This is a genomic window from Scandinavium lactucae, from assembly GCF_033843265.1.
Classification (GTDB): Bacteria; Pseudomonadota; Gammaproteobacteria; order Enterobacterales; family Enterobacteriaceae; genus Scandinavium; species Scandinavium lactucae.
Map to the genome: position 1 here is coordinate 1 of NZ_JAWXRD010000039.1, position 17,992 is coordinate 17,992.

Consider the following 17,992-nt stretch of genomic DNA (forward strand, 5'->3'; position numbering starts at 1 on the left):
CCCGGCGGCTTGCTTGCCGTTGTTCCGTGTCAGTGGAGGCGCATTATAGGGAGTTCTGAGACGTTGACAAGCCCTGTTTGCAAAAAACTTTTCAACCGTCTCTTTTTTACTCAAATGACTACTAAACAGCCAGTTTTTCGAGCCTTTCGAAGCCATAACGCTGCAAAACGGGCAAAAGTTGTTCAGTTTCCGGCGTCAATGCCATACAGAAGGCGATATTCGATTCTGACGATTTTGCATCTGGGGCTTCATGTTCGAGCAACCAGGCGGTACGTCGCGCAATTGCCGCACCAGAATCAATCAATCGAGTGCCTTCCGGCAGGACTTCCAGCAGTTCGTCTTGTAATAAAGGGAAGTGCGTACATCCCAGCACTACGGTATCTGGCGGCTCAGGCATTCTCAGCCACGGACGCAGGATGCGGCGCAGCTCGTCCAGTGGGACTGGCTCGCCATGCAGCTTCGCTTCAGCCAGAACCACCAGCTCCGCCGAGCCCAGCATCTCAATCTGACATTCATTGGCAAAGCGATCGATCAGTTCACGCGTATAAGGACGCTTTACCGTACCGCGCGTTGCCAGCAGCCCTACCACGCCGTTTGCCGTCAGGCGTGCCGCCGGTTTGATAGCCGGAACCACACCCACCACGGGAAACGCGAACTTTTCACGCAGACCAGGGAGTGAAACGGTACTTGCGGTGTTGCAGGCGATCACCGCCAGCGCAAGGGGATAACGCGCCTGGACAGCGGTGACGATTTCAAGCACACGGTCCACAATGAAGTCTTCGCTCTTTTCCCCATAAGGAAAGGCGACGTTATCGAAAGCGTAGATGTAATGAAGATCCGGCAGCAGGTGCCGAATCTCATCGTAAACCGACAACCCACCGACCCCGGAATCAAACACCAGGACGGTGGGACGTGGATCAGAAGGTGTAGCTGCCAGACAAGTTGTACTCCCGTCCTGCAGTTTCGTAGCCATAAACTGTCTCGTAGTCTTTATCGAACAGGTTGGCGATTTTACCACGAACTGTCAGGTGAGAGGTGACCGGATATGAAACGGCGAGATCCCACACGCTCACACCGCCCATCTTCACGTTTTCAGATGCATAGGTGACTGGGTCAAACTTTTTATCATAGCGAGTACCCAGATATTGATACGTCACTGACCAGTCAAAGTCATACACCTGCCAGTCCAGCTGATATTTCACCTGCTGCTTGGCACGTCGTGCCAGCAACTCATTGGTCTGCGCGTTACGGGCATCGAGATAATCATAGCTGAGGGTGTGGGCTAACGGACCGGTGTCGAACGACGCGGTTGCCTCAATGCCTTTGATGCGTGCTTTGCCCACGTTGTAGTACTGGTTCTGGTTGTAGTCATAATCGATAAGATTATCGACATCGTTACGATAGCCAGATAGACGCCAGTTCACGCCCGCCGTTAAGCCCTCGAAGGCCCCTTCCCACTGCTTACTCTCTTCTGGGTCGAGATTTTCGTTGCCATAGAAACCGTATAGCTGACCCAGGTTCGGCGCTTTAAACGCCGTTCCGTAGGACGCCACGAAGCGATAGCCGTCGATAAATTCCCAGGCAGCGCTGCTCTGCCAGGTGCCATGATCGCCAAACTGCGAGTTATCGTCGCCGCGCACCGCGCCTTCAAAAGTAAATTGACCGAACTGTTGTAATGCCGTCAGAAACAGACCAGTGTTACGGATATCGTAACCATTGGACACATAGTTGGTTCCCGGCTCGGTGCTTTGCTTTTGCCAGTCAACGCCTGCGCCAATGTTACCGTGGCCGACATCCACAGAGTTCGCCCACTGCAGGTTGTACTGTTTGACCTCGTCCAGCGTCGCCGTAGAGTCATAGCGGCCCAGATTCGGATCGTAGTTATAGTCTTTACTGTGGCTGTAGCTCGAGGTCAGCTGCGAATGGAAGATGTCATTGTTAAAGCGAACGCCCGCATCCCAGGTCTGGCTATAAAGTTGGCGAGTGTCGACTAGCACGCCCATATAAGGAGAGTTATCGTAGGCCGTACGGTTGTCGTAGCCGTAGCCACGGACAAATGCACTCCACTCATCAGAGAAATTATGCTCCAGCGCACCGTATAGCGTTTTACTCATAAAGCCATCACGGTCCGTCTGCGGCTGTCCACCCGTATTCCCGTCCGCCACCACGTCGAAGCCTTTGGTATAGGTGTAGTCTCCGGCCAACGTCACACGGGTATTATCCCCAAGTTTCTGCTGCGTACTGGCGTTGTAGCTCTGGTATCCGTTGGACCCAACCCCGGCATTTAGCGTCGTCCCATCCTTCGCGCGGGTGGTAATAATGTTGACCACGCCGCCAATCGCATCTGAGCCATAAACCGCCGAGCGTGGCCCGCGGATATATTCGATACGCTGAACCAGGCTCACTGGGAACTGGCTAAGATCGGAAGAACCACTGACACCCGCCTGATTAAGACGAACACCATCGACCAGAATCAGCACATGGCTGGAGTTAGTCCCACGAATAAATAAAGAAGAGCTTTGCCCCATGCCACCGTTCTGCGCAATATCCACGCCGGGCAAACGACGCATCACGTCGGTGACGGAAGTCGATTGCCAGCGATCGATATCCTCGCGCGTCACCACGGTGACCGGTGCCATAACGGTATTTAGAGGTTGTTGAAAACGATTTGCGGTAACGACCATCGTGTCTGAGCCGCTGTCCTGCGCCCAGCCAGAAAAAGCTGTGACGGAGAGCGCCGTCAGCAGCGAAGCTTTTTTTATCATTGTAAAAAGCATCCAATAAATATGAAGGATGCCGCTGGTCTCATCAGTAGCTCGCGATGATGAGGATCCGTTGCGACGTACTCCGGCAGGTCTTCGGGCTAGAAGGCCCCCGAATGGGATCGGGGCAATGAAACGATGACTTCCCACCTGTTGGCAGTGTCTGCTTACGCTCTCATTTCGCCTTACTTTACCGCTGCGCGTCAGCTCCAGATTTGCACTGGATTCCCTTTTAACTCACAAGACCGGAAACAGGATGCTACATTCAGTAACATGCAGATGTCCAGACTGCTAATCATCTCGCCCTGGCCATCAAGGGCTGGACATCCTGTGAGCATTCCCTACAATCGCCGCGTAATTTTTATCTTTCAGGAAGCATCATGACCCCCGAACACCTGCCGACAGAACAGTACGAGGCCCAACTGGCGGAGAAAGTCGTCCGCCTGCAAAGTATGATGGCGCCACACAATGCCCCGGCTCCGGAGGTGTTCCGCTCGCCTGTTAGCCACTACCGGATGCGCGCCGAATTCCGCATTTGGCATGACGGCGATGACCTCTATCACATCATTTTCGATCAGGAAACCAAGCAGCGTATCCGCGTCGATACGTTCCCGGCGGCCAGTGAATTAATTAATGCGCTGATGAAAGCCGTGCTGGATGGCGTTAGGGATGAGAAAGTTCTGCGACACAAGCTGTTCCAGATTGATTACCTGAGCACCGTCAGCAATCAGGCCATCGTTTCTCTGCTTTATCATAAGAAACTGGACGAAGAATGGCAGGTCGCTGCCACCCGGCTGCGTGATGCGCTGCGCGCCGCGAACCTGAACGTGCATTTAATTGGCCGGGCGACGAAAACCAAAATCGCATTGGATCAGGATTTTATCGACGAACGTCTGCCCGTTGGCGGGCGTGAAATGATCTATCGTCAGGTAGAAAACAGCTTCACGCAGCCGAACGCGGCGATGAATGTGCAGATGCTGGAGTGGGCGCTGGCGGCAACCGAAAATTCAAAAGGGGATTTGCTGGAGCTGTACTGCGGTAACGGTAACTTCTCTCTGGCACTGGCGCGTAACTTCGACCGCGTGCTGGCCACCGAAATCGCCAAACCGTCCGTGGCGGCGGCGCAATACAACATCGCGGCGAACCACATTGATAACGTGCAGATAATCCGTATGTCAGCGGAAGAATTTACCCAGGCGATGAACGGCGTACGGGAGTTCAACCGTTTACAGGGGATTTCTCTAAAGAGCTATCAGTGCGAAACGATTTTCGTCGATCCTCCGCGCAGCGGGCTGGACAGCGAAACCGAGAAGATGGTGCAGGCGTACCCGCGTATTCTGTACATTTCCTGTAATCCGGAAACGTTGTGCAAGAATCTGGAAACTTTAGGCCAGACGCATAAGGTTGAACGTCTGGCGCTGTTCGACCAGTTCCCGTACACCCATCATATGGAGTGTGGGGTCTGGCTGACGAAGAAGTAACTCTGCCTTAAAGCCCTCTCGCCAGAGAGGGCTGCGGCTGTTATTCCGAAAGTTCCGCTTTACGGTTACGCATCCGGTAACCAATCCAGAACACCATCACAACTGACAGGACCGCCGGGAAGAAGTTAGAGCCGATATCCGGGTATTCCGCGCGAACCACTGTACTGTAAAGCAACACACCCAGAATAAAGCAAGCCGCCGCAAGGCCTGGCAGCCCCACAGGCATGGTGCGATTTTGGTAACGTTGATGCAGACAATAAATCGTCAAAACCAGCGCGATCAGCGGGAACACTGAAAAGGGGACAATCGAACTGAAAAGTGCCGCAAATGTTCCGTTAATGGATAAACCGGCGATCAGCGCCAGCAACAACGTACCTCTGTCTTGACCTGTCTGTTTCATTGCTCGTCCTTCACGTTATTCGGAATGGTGGGTCATCTTCTCTTGTTCACGGCGATACCAGTAATAAGCACCTTTGGAAATCATCCGCAGCTGCAGTACCAGTCGCTCTTCTAATTGTCGACGCTGTTCAGGGCCGACATCCAACGCTTCTGCGCCCGCGCTGAACACAATGGTCACCATCGCTTCAGCCTGTGCTTCAGTAAAGGCGCGCGGCATGTGGTTTTCGATTTCCAGATAGTCAGCAAGTTCCGCAATAAAGTGCTGAATTTCACGCGCCACGGCGGCACGAAACGCCGCGGACGTACCAGAACGTTCACGTAGTAATAAACGGAAGGCGTTAGGGTTATTACCGATAAATTCCATGAATGTGGACACCGAAGTGCGAATAACACTGCCACCTTTGGCGATACGCTGACGTGCCTGACGCATCAGCTGGCGCAGCATCAATCCGCTTTCATCGACCATGGTTAAGCCGAGTTCATCCACATCGCGAAAATGACGATAGAAAGACGTCGGCGCAATTCCTGCCTCGCGCGCCACTTCGCGCAGGCTGAGGCTGGCAAAACTTCGTTCGGCACTCAGTTGACTGAATGCCGCTTCCACCAGCGAACGCCGGGTTTTTTCTTTTTGTAGCGCTCTGACGCCTATCACGATGTCTGAATCCTTCCATCTGCCTAGCTCGGCACTATACCAGAGATTAAAACTAATCTGTTTCAGACGCTTTGTGAATGATTGTTTACGGGCGGTTTGTGCTCTCCCGCGCGAAAAAAGCACAACGATAATTGGGTTAAGCAGGCAATGATGTTACTATTCTGTTGCTTTTATGTATAAGAACAGGTAAGCCTTACCATGCCACACACCTACGATTATGATGCAATAGTAATTGGTTCTGGCCCGGGCGGCGAAGGCGCTGCAATGGGGCTGGTTAAGCTCGGTGCCCGTGTCGCCGTTATCGAGCGTTATCACAACGTCGGTGGCGGATGTACCCACTGGGGCACCATCCCATCGAAAGCACTTCGCCACGCCGTCAGCCGCATTATTGAATTCAACCAGAATCCTCTCTACAGCGACCACACCCGACTTCTCCGTTCCTCATTCGCCGATATTCTTAATCATGCCGATAGCGTGATTAACCAGCAGACGCGCATGCGCCAGGGATTCTACGAGCGTAATCACTGTGAAATTCTGCAGGGCGATGCCCATTTTATTGACGAGCACACCCTCGCGCTGGAGTGTCATGACGGTTCGGTCGAAACGGTAACGGCGGAGAAATTTGTCATCGCCTGCGGCTCTCGCCCCTATCGCCCGGACAACGTCGACTTCTCACACCCGCGCGTGTACGACAGCGACTCGATCCTCAGCCTCCATCATGAACCACGCCACGTGATTATCTATGGCGCAGGGGTCATTGGCTGCGAATATGCGTCGATCTTCCGCGGAATGGAGGTCAAAGTGGATTTGATCAACACCCGCGATCGCCTGCTGGCGTTCCTCGATCAGGAAATGTCAGACTCTCTTTCGTATCACTTCTGGAACAGCGGCGTCGTTATTCGCCACAACGAGGAGTACGAGAAGATTGAAGGCATGGATGACGGCGTGATCATGCACCTGAAATCTGGCAAAAAGCTCAAAGCCGACTGCCTGCTGTTTGCCAACGGACGTACCGGGAACACCGACAGTCTGGCGCTGGAAAACATTGGTCTGCAAACCGACAGCCGCGGTCAGCTAAAAGTAAACAGCATGTACCAGACTGCCATTCCGCATATCTATGCCGTGGGCGATGTTATCGGTTATCCAAGTCTTGCTTCAGCGGCCTACGATCAGGGCCGAATTGCGGCACAGGCGATGGTCAAGGGTGAAGCTACCGCCCACCTGATTGAAGACATCCCAACCGGGATCTACACCATTCCGGAAATCAGCTCAGTCGGCAAAACCGAACAGCAGTTGACGGCGATGAAAGTGCCGTACGAAGTGGGACGTGCGCAGTTTAAGCACCTCGCGCGGGCGCAAATCGTCGGGATGAACGTGGGAACGCTGAAGATCCTGTTCCATCGGGAAACCAAGGAGATTTTGGGGATCCACTGCTTTGGCGAGCGCGCGGCCGAAATCATTCACATCGGCCAGGCGATAATGGAGCAAAAAGGTGGCGGTAACACCATTGAGTACTTCGTTAACACCACCTTTAACTACCCGACAATGGCAGAAGCCTATCGGGTCGCCGCCCTGAACGGCTTAAACCGCCTGTTTTAACGTTTTGTCGAAATGGCCATCCATCTGCGTACGGATGGCCTCCGCCAACTGCTCGTAGCGGCTGCGCAGTGGTGATCCTGGACGATAAACCAGACCGACGGTACGACGCGGCTCCGGCTTAATGCACGGCAGGTAAACGACACCGTCTCGTTTACGCTCCGGTGGTACAGCCAGCGCCGGTAACAGTGTGATGCCGCTGCCTGCGGCCACCATATTGCGCAACGTTTCCAGACTGGTGGCGCGGAAATGCGTATCTTCATCCGCCCCAGCCTCAAAACAGAAGCCCATCGCCTGATCGCGGAGGCAGTGGCCGTCTTCCAGCATCAGCAGTTTTTCCCCGGCCAAATCAGACATCGGCACGCGGTCGCGGTTAGCCCACGGATGGTCCTCGTAAATGGCCAGCATCATCGGCTCATCAAACAGCGGCACCTCGATAAAGGCTTCACTCTCTTTCACCAGTGCCAAAATGGCACAGTCGAGCTTACCGCTGTCGAGTTGAGCCAGCAGTTGATGGGTCTGCGCTTCATGCAGATACATTTCGAGTTTAGGGAACGTCTGGTGCAGGATAGGGATAATCTGCGGAAGCAGATAAGGGCCTACGGTCGGGATCAGGCCAATGTGCAACGGACCGGACATTGCTTCGCCCTGCTGGCTTGCCATCTCCCTGAGCACTTTGACCTCGCGCAGCACGGTACGTGCCTGATCCACCAGCAGTAATCCTGCCTGCGTGAACAGCACTTTACGACTGGTGCGCTCCAGCAGCATTACACCCAGCTCATCTTCCAGCTTGCGAATTTGGCCACTTAACGTCGGTTGGCTGACGTGGCAGGAATCCGCCGCACGGCGAAAATGACGATGCTCGGCTAAGGCCACCAGGTATTCAAGATCACGAATATTCATTATTCATCCTCCATTGCCATGATAGTTCATGGCGATAGATAGCATAGCAACGAACGATTATCCCTATCAAGGGTTCTGGTCAATAATACTCCACATAAACGAGGCGGTGCCTCAATAAACCTTGAAGCCAACGTGAACTTTGCGGACCCCGTGGTCCGCTTTTTTTTGGGCATAAAAAAGCCCAACGTGCGGTTGGGCTGATCTTTATGAGTCGGATAAGCGGCAATTTTCGGGGTTTAACCCAAACGTGCCTGCGCATCGCGAATCGCCTGTGCCACCTGTTTCGGCGACACGCCGCCCTGAGCGGCCCGCTTATCGAGGCAGGATTGCAGCGACAGAATCGGATAAACGTCATCCCCAATCACCGCGCTGAACTTCTGCAAATCAGCAAGCGCAAGGGCTTCCAGCGGTTTACCCTGGCGAATGGCTTCAACCACCGCTTCACCGACGATATGGTGCGCTTCACGGAACGGCACGCCTTTGGCGACCAGATAATCTGCCAGCTCAGTGGCGTTGGCGTAACCCTGCTGCGCCGCTTCTTCACAACGCGGACGTTTGACCTGAATGCCGTCCAGCACCAGCGTGGCCATATGCAGGCAGTCGAGCCAGGTGTCGAGCGCATCGAACAGCCCTTCTTTGTCTTCCTGCATATCTTTGTTGTACGCCAGCGGCAGACCTTTCAGGGTCATCATCATCCCGGTCAATGCGCCCTGCACCCGGCCACATTTGCCACGAATCAGCTCCAGCGCATCCGGGTTTTTCTTCTGTGGCATCAGGGAGGAACCGGACGTCACGCGGTCAGACAGTTCAACGAAGCCCGCCTCACCGGAATTAAAGAAAATCAGGTCTTCGGCGAAACGCGACAGATGCACCATGCCGATAGACGCATTCGACAACAGCTCAAGCACGTGGTCACGGTCGGACACGCTGTCCAGGCTGTTACGGGTCGCAGAGGCAAAGCCCAGCCAACCCGCCAGCTGTTCGCGGTCGATTTCATAGGCGGTCCCGGCCAGCGCACCGCTGCCCAGAGGGCTGACGTCCAAACGACGTAAGGTATCCTGCAAACGGCTTTCATCGCGCGCCAGCATTTCGACATATGCCAGGCACCAGTGCGCAAAAGTCACCGGCTGCGCACGTTGCAGGTGGGTATAACCCGGCATGACCGCATCCTGATTATGCTGCGCGGTTTCAACCAGCGCGCCCTGCAACTGGCGGTTAGCGCTCAGCAGCTCGGTAACGGTGTCTTTACACCACAGTTTCAGATCGGTAGCGACCTGATCGTTACGGCTGCGACCGGTGTGCAGTTTCTTGCCCAGCTGACCGACCTTATCGATAAGCTTACCTTCCACCCAGCTATGAATATCTTCCGCATCGCTCTGAAGAATTTGCTGCGGATTGGCCCGCACTTCTTCAAGCAATACGTTCAGCGCTTCTTCAAGCTGCTGCTGCTCAGTCGCGGTCAACACGTTAACCGTCACCAGCGCTTTCGACCAGGCCACAGAGCCAACGATATCCTGCTCCGCCAGGCGATAGTCAAAGCGCAAAGAGTCGTTGAACTGTTTGAACCGTTGATCCGCTGCCTGAGTAAAACGCCCGCCCCAAAGTGCCATAACATGCTTCCTTCTTCGTTCTTTTGAATTTTCATTGCCGGATGGCGCTACGCTTATCCGGCCTACACGCTCAGGTAGGCCCGGCAAGCTTCCGCCGCCGGGCATAGAATCTTAAGCCAGAATACGCGTGCCGATTGGCGTACCGTTAAACAGCGACGGCAGTTGTTCGGCATGACGCCAGGAGGCGATATCGACCGGACGGCCCAGCGTGCGGGCTGCATCCAGCGCCGCATTCACTTTGACAATCATGCCATCGGTAATGATGCCCTGGTCGATCAGCTGTTCAGCCTTCGCGGCGGTCATTTCGGCAATGCGCTGGCCTTTGCCATCAAGAATACCGCTCACGTCTGAGAGCAGGATCAAATCTGCACCGAGCGTTGCCGCCAGTGCGGTCGCCGCCTGGTCGGCGTTGACGTTCATCAACCGACCTTCCTCGGTCACCCCGATGGAGCTCACTACCGGCAGGAAACCGCCTTCCAGCAGCGTATTGATAAGCTTCGGCGAGCCCGGCTGCGCCAGACCGACGTGACCCAGTTCTGCATCCAGTTGAGACACTTCCACGCTGTCACCATCACCGAGGTACAGGCCGACAGAGGCAATATGATGTTTCTTCGCCCACGCCAGCAGCGTTTTATTGGCGGTACCCGCCAGCGCGCCGGTAATGATGTCAATCTGATCGGCAGGCGTCACACGCAGGCCGTTCTTTTTCTGCACCGGCAGATTGAGCTGTTTCATCAGCTCATCGACCACACAGCCACCGCCATGAACGATAACCAACGGGCGCTTATGCTCAGCCCGGTAGTTCACCAGCGCGGTAAACAGACGCTCCAGCGCTTCTTCACTGTCCAGCAGCACACCACCGAGTTTGATAATTAAAGGATTCATCATCACGTGTCCATTAAAGAAGAGACTGGGTTTCGGCAAAGCCAAAACGAATGTTTGCGCACTGCACGGCCTGGGCCGCCGCGCCTTTCAGCAGGTTATCTTCTGCGGCCACCACAATCAGGTGTTCACCCTGAACGGCAAAGCCAATGTCGCAGAACGGCAAACCGACCACATTTTTCAGCGCCGGAACGCCGGTGTCATACAAACGCACCAACGGTTTGCTGGCATAAGCCTGATTAAAGATATCGGCCACCTGGTCGCGAGTCACACCCGGTTTCAGGCGACAGGTAATGGTTTCCAGAATCCCACGTTTAAAGTTACCCAGATGTGGGGTAAAAATCACCTCTGCGCCGAGATGGGTGGTGATTTCTGGATGATGTCGGTGATTGAATACGCCATACGGTTGCAGGCTGACTTCGCAGAAGCTATTGGATATCGCCGCTTTGCGCCCGGCCCCGCTCACGCCGCTGGTCGCGTTGATCACCGGCCATTGAGAAAGATCTAACAGCCCGGCATCGATCAATGGTTTAAGCGACAGCTGAGCGGCTGTCGGATAACAACCCGGCACGGCAATCAAATTGGCTTCTTTAATGCGGTCACTGCTCCACTCCGCCAGACCGTAAACGGCCTGCGCCAGCAGCTCAGGGTGCTGGTGAGTGAAACCGTAGTATTTCTGATAAAAATCAGCATCGTTAACGCGGAACGCGCCGGAAAGGTCAAACACCACGCAGCCTGCCTCGAGGAACTGCGGTGCCAAATCATGGCTCACTTCATGCGCCGTCGCGAGGAATACCACGTCCACACCCGTACTAAATTCACGAATGTCGGACATCGGCTGCAAGGGCAAATCGACAATGCCTTTCAGCTGCGGATGCAGGTCAGAAATACACTTTCCGGCATCATTGCTTTGCGCTGAGACCGTCAAAGCGGTTATGTTCATGTGAGGATGACGATTTACGTAACTCACCAGCTCAGCGCCTGCATAACCGCTTGCGCCTACAATCAGCGTATTCAACATCGGGTTCCTTTATGCTCAACGATAATGTATTTTTATTCACTATTACTGCATGAATATTGATACTATCACGACCTAAGGTGTGTCAACAATGAAAAACAATTTACCGCCATTTATCGAGATTTATCGGGCATTGATAGCCACACCGTCCATCAGCGCCACCGAAGAATCCCTCGATCAGAGTAATGAAGGTTTAATCAATCTGCTGGCGGATTGGTTCTCTACTCTCGGCTTTAAAGTGGCTATTGAGCCCGTGCCGGGCACCCGCCATAAATTCAACCTGCTGGCCAGCATCGGAGAAGGTGCAGGTGGGCTACTGTTAACCGGCCATACCGATACCGTGCCGTTCGATGATGGGCGCTGGACGCGGGATCCTTTCACCCTGACCGAACACGACAACAAGCTGTACGGCCTCGGTACCGCCGATATGAAAGGTTTCTTCGCCTTTATTCTTGATGCCCTGCGCGATGTGGACGTCACTCAGTTGAAAAAGCCGCTGTATATTCTGGCCACCGCCGATGAAGAAACCAGCATGGCGGGAGCACGTTACTTCTCTGAATCCACCTCGTTGCGCCCGGACTGCGCCATCATCGGCGAACCGACGTCGTTGCAACCAGTACGCGCGCACAAAGGCCATATTTCCAATGCCATTCGCGTGCTCGGCCAATCGGGGCACTCCAGTGATCCGGATCGCGGCGTCAATGCCATTGAGCTGATGCACGACGCTATCGGGCGCATCATGCAGTTGCGAGATTCGCTAAAAGAACGCTATCACTACGATTCCTTCGCCGTCCCCTACCCGACGCTCAATTTGGGTGCCATTCACGGCGGGGATGCATCCAACCGTATTTGCGCCTGCTGCGAACTGCACATGGATATCCGCCCGCTACCGGGCATGACGCTGGACGATCTTAACGGCCTGCTTACCGAAGCCCTGGCCCCAATCAGTGAAAGATGGCCGGGCCGCCTGACGGTGTCTGACCTGCATCCGCCGATCCCCGGCTATGCCTGTCCGCCAGACCATCAGCTGGTGCAGGTGGTTGAAAAACTGCTCGGTACAAAAACGGAAGTGGTGAACTACTGCACCGAAGCGCCTTACATTCAGACCCTCTGTCCTACGCTGGTGCTCGGTCCTGGCTCAATTAATCAGGCCCATCAGCCAGACGAATACCTCGAAACGCGCTTTATTAAGCCTACGCGCGAGTTAATTACCCAGGTCGTCCATCACTTTTGCTGGCATTAATTCTGCCGCCACCCTCTCTGCCTGAGAGGGTGATTCTCCTCACATTTCCATAAGCAGCGCTTATCTCACTGCCGCTGAGTTAAATTTGGCAAATTTCCGCCATTTTTTCGTTTGCTGAAGCGATTTCGCAACAATTGACGTAGGGGTTTTTACGTGGCTTTATAAAGTGAAGACGAGAAAATACCGAATACCATGTCCGAACGATTTTGTATCGCCGTCAGCGGTCTCATCACGGTTGTGCGAAATCCAGGGACATACATAAATGAGATGGGGTGTCTGGGGTAATGAACGAACAATATTCCGCTTTGCGTAGTAATGTCAGTATGCTCGGTAAGGTGCTAGGGGAAACGATTAAAGACGCCCTTGGCGAGAACATTCTTGATCGCGTTGAAACCATTCGTAAGTTGTCAAAATCCTCCCGCGCGGGCAATGAAGCCAACCGCCAGGAGTTGCTCACCACGTTACAAAATCTGTCTAACGACGAGCTGCTGCCGGTCGCCCGTGCGTTTAGTCAATTCCTGAATCTGGCGAATACCGCCGAGCAATATCACAGCATTTCGCCAAAAGGCGAAGCGGCCAGCAATCCGGAAGTCATTGCCCGCACTCTGCGAAAACTCAAAGATCAGCCGAACCTGAATGAAGCAACCATTAAAAAAGCGGTGGAAAACCTGTCGCTGGAACTGGTGCTGACCGCTCACCCAACGGAAATTACCCGTCGGACGCTGATCCACAAAATGGTGGAAGTGAACAGCTGCCTTAAGCAGTTGGATAACAAAGATATCGCCGACTACGAGCAACACCAGCTGATGCGCCGTCTGCGTCAGCTGATTGCCCAGTCCTGGCATACCGATGAAATCCGTAAGCATCGACCAAGCCCGGTGGATGAAGCCAAGTGGGGCTTCGCAGTGGTCGAAAACAGCCTGTGGGAAGGCGTGCCGAACTATCTGCGCGAGCTGAATGAACAGCTGGAAGATAACCTGGGCTATCAGCTGCCGGTCGATTTCGTCCCGGTCCGCTTCACCTCCTGGATGGGCGGTGACCGCGACGGTAACCCGAACGTAACCTCCGACATTACCCGCACCGTTCTGCTGCTGGGCCGCTGGAAAGCGACCGACCTGTTCCTGAAAGATGTGCAGCTGCTGATTTCCGAGCTGTCGATGGTGGAATGCACCGACGAACTGCGCGAATACGTCGGCGAAGCGGGTGCCGCAGAACCGTACCGTTATCTGCTGAAAACCCTGCGCAGCCAGCTAATGGCAACGCAGGCATGGCTCGAAGCGCGTCTGAAAGGCGAAAAACTGCCTAAACCGGCGGGCCTGCTGACGCAAAATGAACAGCTATGGGAACCGCTGTACGCCTGCTATAAATCTTTGCAGGCCTGCGGGATGGGCATTATCGCCAACGGCGAACTGCTCGATACCCTGCGCCGCGTGAAGTGTTTCGGCGTGCCGCTGGTGCGCATCGACGTACGTCAGGAAAGCACCCGTCATACGGAAGCGCTGGGCGAACTCACCCGCTATCTCGGCATTGGCGACTATGAAAGCTGGTCAGAAGCCGACAAACAGGCGTTCCTGATCCGTGAACTGAATTCCAAACGCCCGCTGCTGCCACGCCAATGGGAGCCGAGCGAAGAAACCCGCGAAGTGCTCGACACCTGCAAAGTGATCGCCGAGGCACCGAAAGGTTCGGTGGCCGCCTACGTGATTTCAATGGCGAAAACACCGTCCGACGTATTGGCCGTGCATTTGCTGCTGAAAGAAGCAGGCATCGGTTTTGCCCTGCCGGTCGCACCGCTGTTTGAAACCCTTGATGACCTTAACAATGCCAACGATGTGATGACGCAGTTGCTGAACATCGACTGGTATCGCGGCTTCATCCAGGGCAAGCAGATGGTAATGATTGGCTATTCTGACTCCGCAAAAGATGCGGGCGTGATGGCCGCCTCCTGGGCGCAGTATCAGGCGCAGGACGCGTTGATCAAAACCTGTGAAAAAGCGGGCATTGAACTGACGCTGTTCCACGGTCGCGGTGGCTCTATTGGTCGTGGCGGCGCGCCAGCTCATGCGGCGCTGCTCTCTCAACCGCCGGGCAGCCTGAAAGGCGGCCTGCGCGTGACCGAACAGGGCGAAATGATCCGCTTCAAGTATGGTTTGCCCGAAGTGACTATCAGCAGCCTGTCGCTGTATACCAGCGCTATTCTCGAAGCGAACCTGCTACCACCGCCGGAGCCAAAAGCCGAATGGCGTCACATCATGGCCGAACTGTCGGATATCTCCTGCGACATGTATCGCGGTTATGTGCGTGAAAACAAAGATTTCGTGCCGTACTTCCGCTCTGCAACGCCGGAACAGGAACTCGGCAAACTGCCGCTGGGTTCACGTCCGGCAAAACGTCGCCCGACCGGCGGGGTGGAATCTCTGCGTGCAATCCCGTGGATTTTCGCCTGGACTCAGAACCGCCTGATGCTGCCCGCCTGGCTCGGTGCCGGTGCGGCGCTGCAAAAAGTGGTGGAAGATGGTAAACAGAGCGAACTGGAAACCATGTGCCGCGACTGGCCGTTCTTCTCGACTCGCCTGGGAATGCTGGAAATGGTGTTCGCCAAAGCCGACCTGTGGCTGGCGGAATATTACGATCAGCGTCTGGTGACAAAAGAGCTATGGTCGCTAGGTGCAGAGCTGCGCAAGCTGCTGGAAGCCGACATCAAAGTGGTGCTGGCTATCGCCAACGATTCACATCTGATGGCAGACCTGCCGTGGATTGCCGAGTCCATTCAGCTGCGTAACATCTACACCGACCCGCTGAACGTTCTACAGGCTGAGCTGCTGCACCGCTCACGTCTGGCAGAAGAAGAAGGCAAAGAACCGGACCCGCGTGTAGAACAAGCCCTGATGGTGACCATCGCCGGGGTTGCGGCGGGTATGCGTAACACGGGTTAATTTTTTGGACCCACGCATAAAAAATCCCCGCTAAAAAGCGGGGATTTTTGTTTATATTGCCCGGCGACACTTTGGACTGCACGGGCCTACCAGACGCTGCTTTACAGCAGGTCGAAGCGATCCAGATTCATCACTTTCACCCACGCTGCCACGAAGTCTTTCACAAACTTCTCTTTGGCATCGCTGCAGGCATACACTTCAGCCAGCGCACGCAGCACGGCGTTGGAGCCAAACACCAGATCCGAACGGGTGGCAGTGAATTTCACCTCACCGCTTTGACGGCAACGGCCTTCGAACAGTTCGTTAGAAGTATCCACCGCTTTCCATTCGTTCCCCATATCCAGCAGATTGACGAAGAAATCGTTGCTGAGGACACCCTCACGCTCGGTGAACACCCCGTGTTTGCTGCCATCGAAGTTGGTGCCCAGCACACGCATGCCACCCACCAGCACGGTCAATTCCGGTGCGGTCAGCGTCAGCTGCTGTGCTTTATCAATCAGCAAAGATTCGGTGGTTGCCGTATCGAGACGCGCACGGTAGTTGCGGAATCCGTCAGCCACTGGCTCCATCAGGCTGAACATTTCAATATCAGTCTGATCCTGACGTGCATCCACCCGGCCTGCCACGAATGGCACAGAGACATTGACGCCCGCAGCGTTTGCCGCTTGTTCAATGCCGACCACACCGGCCAGCACGATAATATCGGCCAGCGATGCTTTATGCGCCGATTTATAGATGCCTTCCAGCACAGGAAGAACACGCGCTGCCGTGGCATTAACATCCCAGTCGCGCTGCGGTGCCAGTGCCAGACGTGCGCCGTTGGCACCACCGCGCTTATCGCCACCACGGAAGGTGGATGCGGAAGCCCATGCCACCGAAACCAATTCGCTGACAGACAGCCCTGATGCTGCAATCTCTGCTTTCAGGCTCTCAATATCGTCAGCCGTTGGCTGGAAGAACGGGTACGGCAGCGGATCCTGCCAAATTAAATCTTCTTTCGGCACTTCCGGGCCAATGTAACGTGCTTTCGGCCCCATATCCCGATGCGTCAGTTTGTACCACGCGCGAGCAAAGGCTTCGTTGAAGGCCTGCGGATCGTTGAGGAAGCGACGAGAGATTTTTTCGAATTCTGGATCGAAGCGCAGCGTCAAATCGGTTACCAACATGGTTGGCTTACGTTTTTTCGACGGGTCGAACGGATCGGGAATGATTTCCGGCGCGTCGACCGCTTCAAACTGGATGGCACCCGCCGGGCTGCGCGTTTGTACCCACTCAAATTTGAACAAGTTTTCGAAGAAGAAGTTGCTCCACTGAGTCGGGGTTTGCGTCCAGACCACTTCCAGACCGGAGGTGATCGCATCCGCGCCCACACCGCTACCGTGCGTGCTGGCCCATCCCAGGCCCTGCGATTCAATCGGGGCGGCTTCAGGATCGACGCCGACGTGAGTAGCCGCCGCTGCACCGTGAGTTTTACCCAGCGTATGACCCCCGGCAATCAGCGCCACGGTCTCTTCATCGTTCATGCCCATGTTGCCGAAGGTGGCACGAATCGCTGCCGCCGCAGAAAGAGGTTCACCGCTGGCGTTTGGCCCTTCCGGGTTGACGTAAATCAGACCCATTTCAGTGGCAGACAGTGGACGTTTAGCGATCGCTTCCGGGTCACGATGTTCCAGCCAGGCTTTTTCATCACCCCAGTTAACGTCGAGATCCGGTTCCCAGACATCTTCACGCCCGGCACCAAAACCAAAGGTACGGAAGCCAGAGTTTTCCAACGCCACGTTACCGGCAAGGATAAACAGGTCCGCCCAGGAAATTTTCTGGCCGTATTTTTGCTTGATAGGCCACAACAGGCGACGCGCTTTATCGAGGCTAACGTTATCCGGCCAGGAGTTAAGCGGTGCAAAACGCTGCTGACCGCGACCTGCACCGCCACGACCATCAACCGCACGATACGTGCCCGCGCCGTGCCAGGCCATGCGAATAAACAGCCCTGCGTAGTTGCCCCAGTCTGCGGGCCACCACGGCTGTGAATCAGTTAAAAGTGCTTTAAGGTCGCCTTTCAGCGCTGAGTAATCTAATTTGCTGAATTCTTTACGGTAATTAAAGTCTTCACCCAGCGGGTTAGAGCGGTTGGAGTGCTGATTGAGGAGGTCTACTTTGAGTTGTTTCGGCCACCAGTCTCGGGTACTGGTCCCTGCTCCAGCGCTTTCATCATGTCCGCCCTGATGAAACGGGCACTTCCCTGCTGACAACGTGTTGTGATCGTTTTCGTTGGTGCTCATCTTCCTGCTCCCTTCAATGATTTCAAACCAAGATATACAGCTCTGTAGATAAGTTATAGATGAAAAAATCTACAGATTTGATAGTTGTTTCCTTCTGGTCAAAACCAACATAACAAAAGTCAGGCATAGAAATGTCGATGTGTTCGTAAATTTTCGACAATGACCATGAACTATTAAGGGAAAAGAATGAGAGGGAACGAAAGCAAGAGGCCCTCATCTGAGGGCCTC

13 protein-coding genes and 1 riboswitch are annotated in these 17,992 nt (G+C 54.6%); of the genes, 4 read left to right on the forward strand and 9 right to left on the reverse strand.

Annotated elements, in window-relative coordinates; genetic code table 11:
• Nucleotides 1-121: 121 nt before the first annotated feature.
• The gene (murI, locus tag SIK69_RS17155) at nt 122-973 is read right to left on the reverse strand and encodes a glutamate racemase (protein ID WP_319629551.1); all 852 of its coding nucleotides are present in this window, start codon (nt 971-973) and stop codon (nt 122-124) included.
• On the reverse strand, nt 918-2,765 hold the full coding sequence (gene btuB, locus SIK69_RS17160) for a TonB-dependent vitamin B12 receptor BtuB (RefSeq protein ID WP_319786626.1): 1,848 nt from the start codon (nt 2,763-2,765) through the stop codon (nt 918-920). Before btuB ends, murI begins: the two co-directional genes overlap by 56 nt.
• A gap of 67 nt (nt 2,766-2,832) precedes the next feature.
• Nucleotides 2,833-3,027: riboswitch (cobalamin riboswitch) on the reverse strand.
• A gap of 115 nt (nt 3,028-3,142) precedes the next feature.
• Here btuB and trmA point away from each other — a divergent pair.
• Entirely contained in the window at nt 3,143-4,243 is a 1,101-nt protein-coding gene (gene trmA / locus SIK69_RS17165; protein WP_319629553.1) for a tRNA (uridine(54)-C5)-methyltransferase TrmA, read from the forward strand.
• 40 nt (nt 4,244-4,283) lie between these two features.
• On the opposite strand, the gene SIK69_RS17170 is transcribed toward trmA, so the two are convergent.
• Entirely contained in the window at nt 4,284-4,643 is a 360-nt protein-coding gene (locus tag SIK69_RS17170; protein ID WP_319629554.1) for a YijD family membrane protein, read from the reverse strand.
• A 15-nt stretch (nt 4,644-4,658) separates the two neighbouring features.
• Nucleotides 4,659-5,294 (reverse strand): HTH-type transcriptional repressor FabR, encoded by a 636-nt coding sequence (gene fabR / locus SIK69_RS17175; protein ID WP_319629555.1) that lies wholly within the window; start codon nt 5,292-5,294, stop codon nt 4,659-4,661.
• Nucleotides 5,295-5,492: 198 nt separating this feature from the next.
• Here fabR and sthA point away from each other — a divergent pair, with 198 nt between their 5' ends.
• Nucleotides 5,493-6,893: a Si-specific NAD(P)(+) transhydrogenase gene (sthA, locus tag SIK69_RS17180; RefSeq protein ID WP_319629556.1), complete on the forward strand. Its 1,401-nt coding sequence runs from the start codon at nt 5,493-5,495 to the stop codon at nt 6,891-6,893.
• Here sthA and oxyR read toward each other — a convergent pair.
• The 4 genes from oxyR to argC all read right to left on the reverse strand — a co-directional run bounded on the left by oxyR (nt 6,876) and on the right by argC (nt 11,306).
• A complete protein-coding gene (gene oxyR / locus SIK69_RS17185) occupies nt 6,876-7,793 on the reverse strand; it encodes a DNA-binding transcriptional regulator OxyR (protein WP_319629557.1) in 918 nt (305 codons plus the stop codon). The genes sthA and oxyR overlap by 18 nt on opposite strands.
• A gap of 236 nt (nt 7,794-8,029) precedes the next feature.
• Entirely contained in the window at nt 8,030-9,403 is a 1,374-nt protein-coding gene (gene argH, locus SIK69_RS17190) for an argininosuccinate lyase (protein WP_319629558.1), read from the reverse strand.
• A 111-nt stretch (nt 9,404-9,514) separates the two neighbouring features.
• Nucleotides 9,515-10,291 carry an acetylglutamate kinase gene (gene argB, locus SIK69_RS17195; RefSeq protein WP_319629559.1) on the reverse strand — a complete coding sequence of 259 codons (777 nt, stop codon included), beginning with the start codon at nt 10,289-10,291 and terminating at the stop codon, nt 9,515-9,517.
• Nucleotides 10,292-10,301: 10 nt separating this feature from the next.
• The gene (gene argC, locus SIK69_RS17200) at nt 10,302-11,306 is read right to left on the reverse strand and encodes an N-acetyl-gamma-glutamyl-phosphate reductase (RefSeq protein ID WP_319629560.1); all 1,005 of its coding nucleotides are present in this window, start codon (nt 11,304-11,306) and stop codon (nt 10,302-10,304) included.
• Between the two features lie 88 nt (nt 11,307-11,394).
• On the opposite strand from argC, the gene argE reads away from it, so the two are divergent.
• Entirely contained in the window at nt 11,395-12,546 is a 1,152-nt protein-coding gene (gene argE / locus SIK69_RS17205; RefSeq protein WP_319629561.1) for an acetylornithine deacetylase, read from the forward strand.
• A gap of 284 nt (nt 12,547-12,830) precedes the next feature.
• A complete protein-coding gene (gene ppc / locus SIK69_RS17210; RefSeq protein WP_319629562.1) occupies nt 12,831-15,482 on the forward strand; it encodes a phosphoenolpyruvate carboxylase in 2,652 nt (883 codons plus the stop codon).
• Between the two features lie 101 nt (nt 15,483-15,583).
• Here ppc and katG read toward each other — a convergent pair whose 3' ends face one another.
• Entirely contained in the window at nt 15,584-17,764 is a 2,181-nt protein-coding gene (gene katG / locus SIK69_RS17215) for a catalase/peroxidase HPI (protein ID WP_319786627.1), read from the reverse strand.
• Between the last annotated feature and the right edge of the window lie 228 nt (nt 17,765-17,992).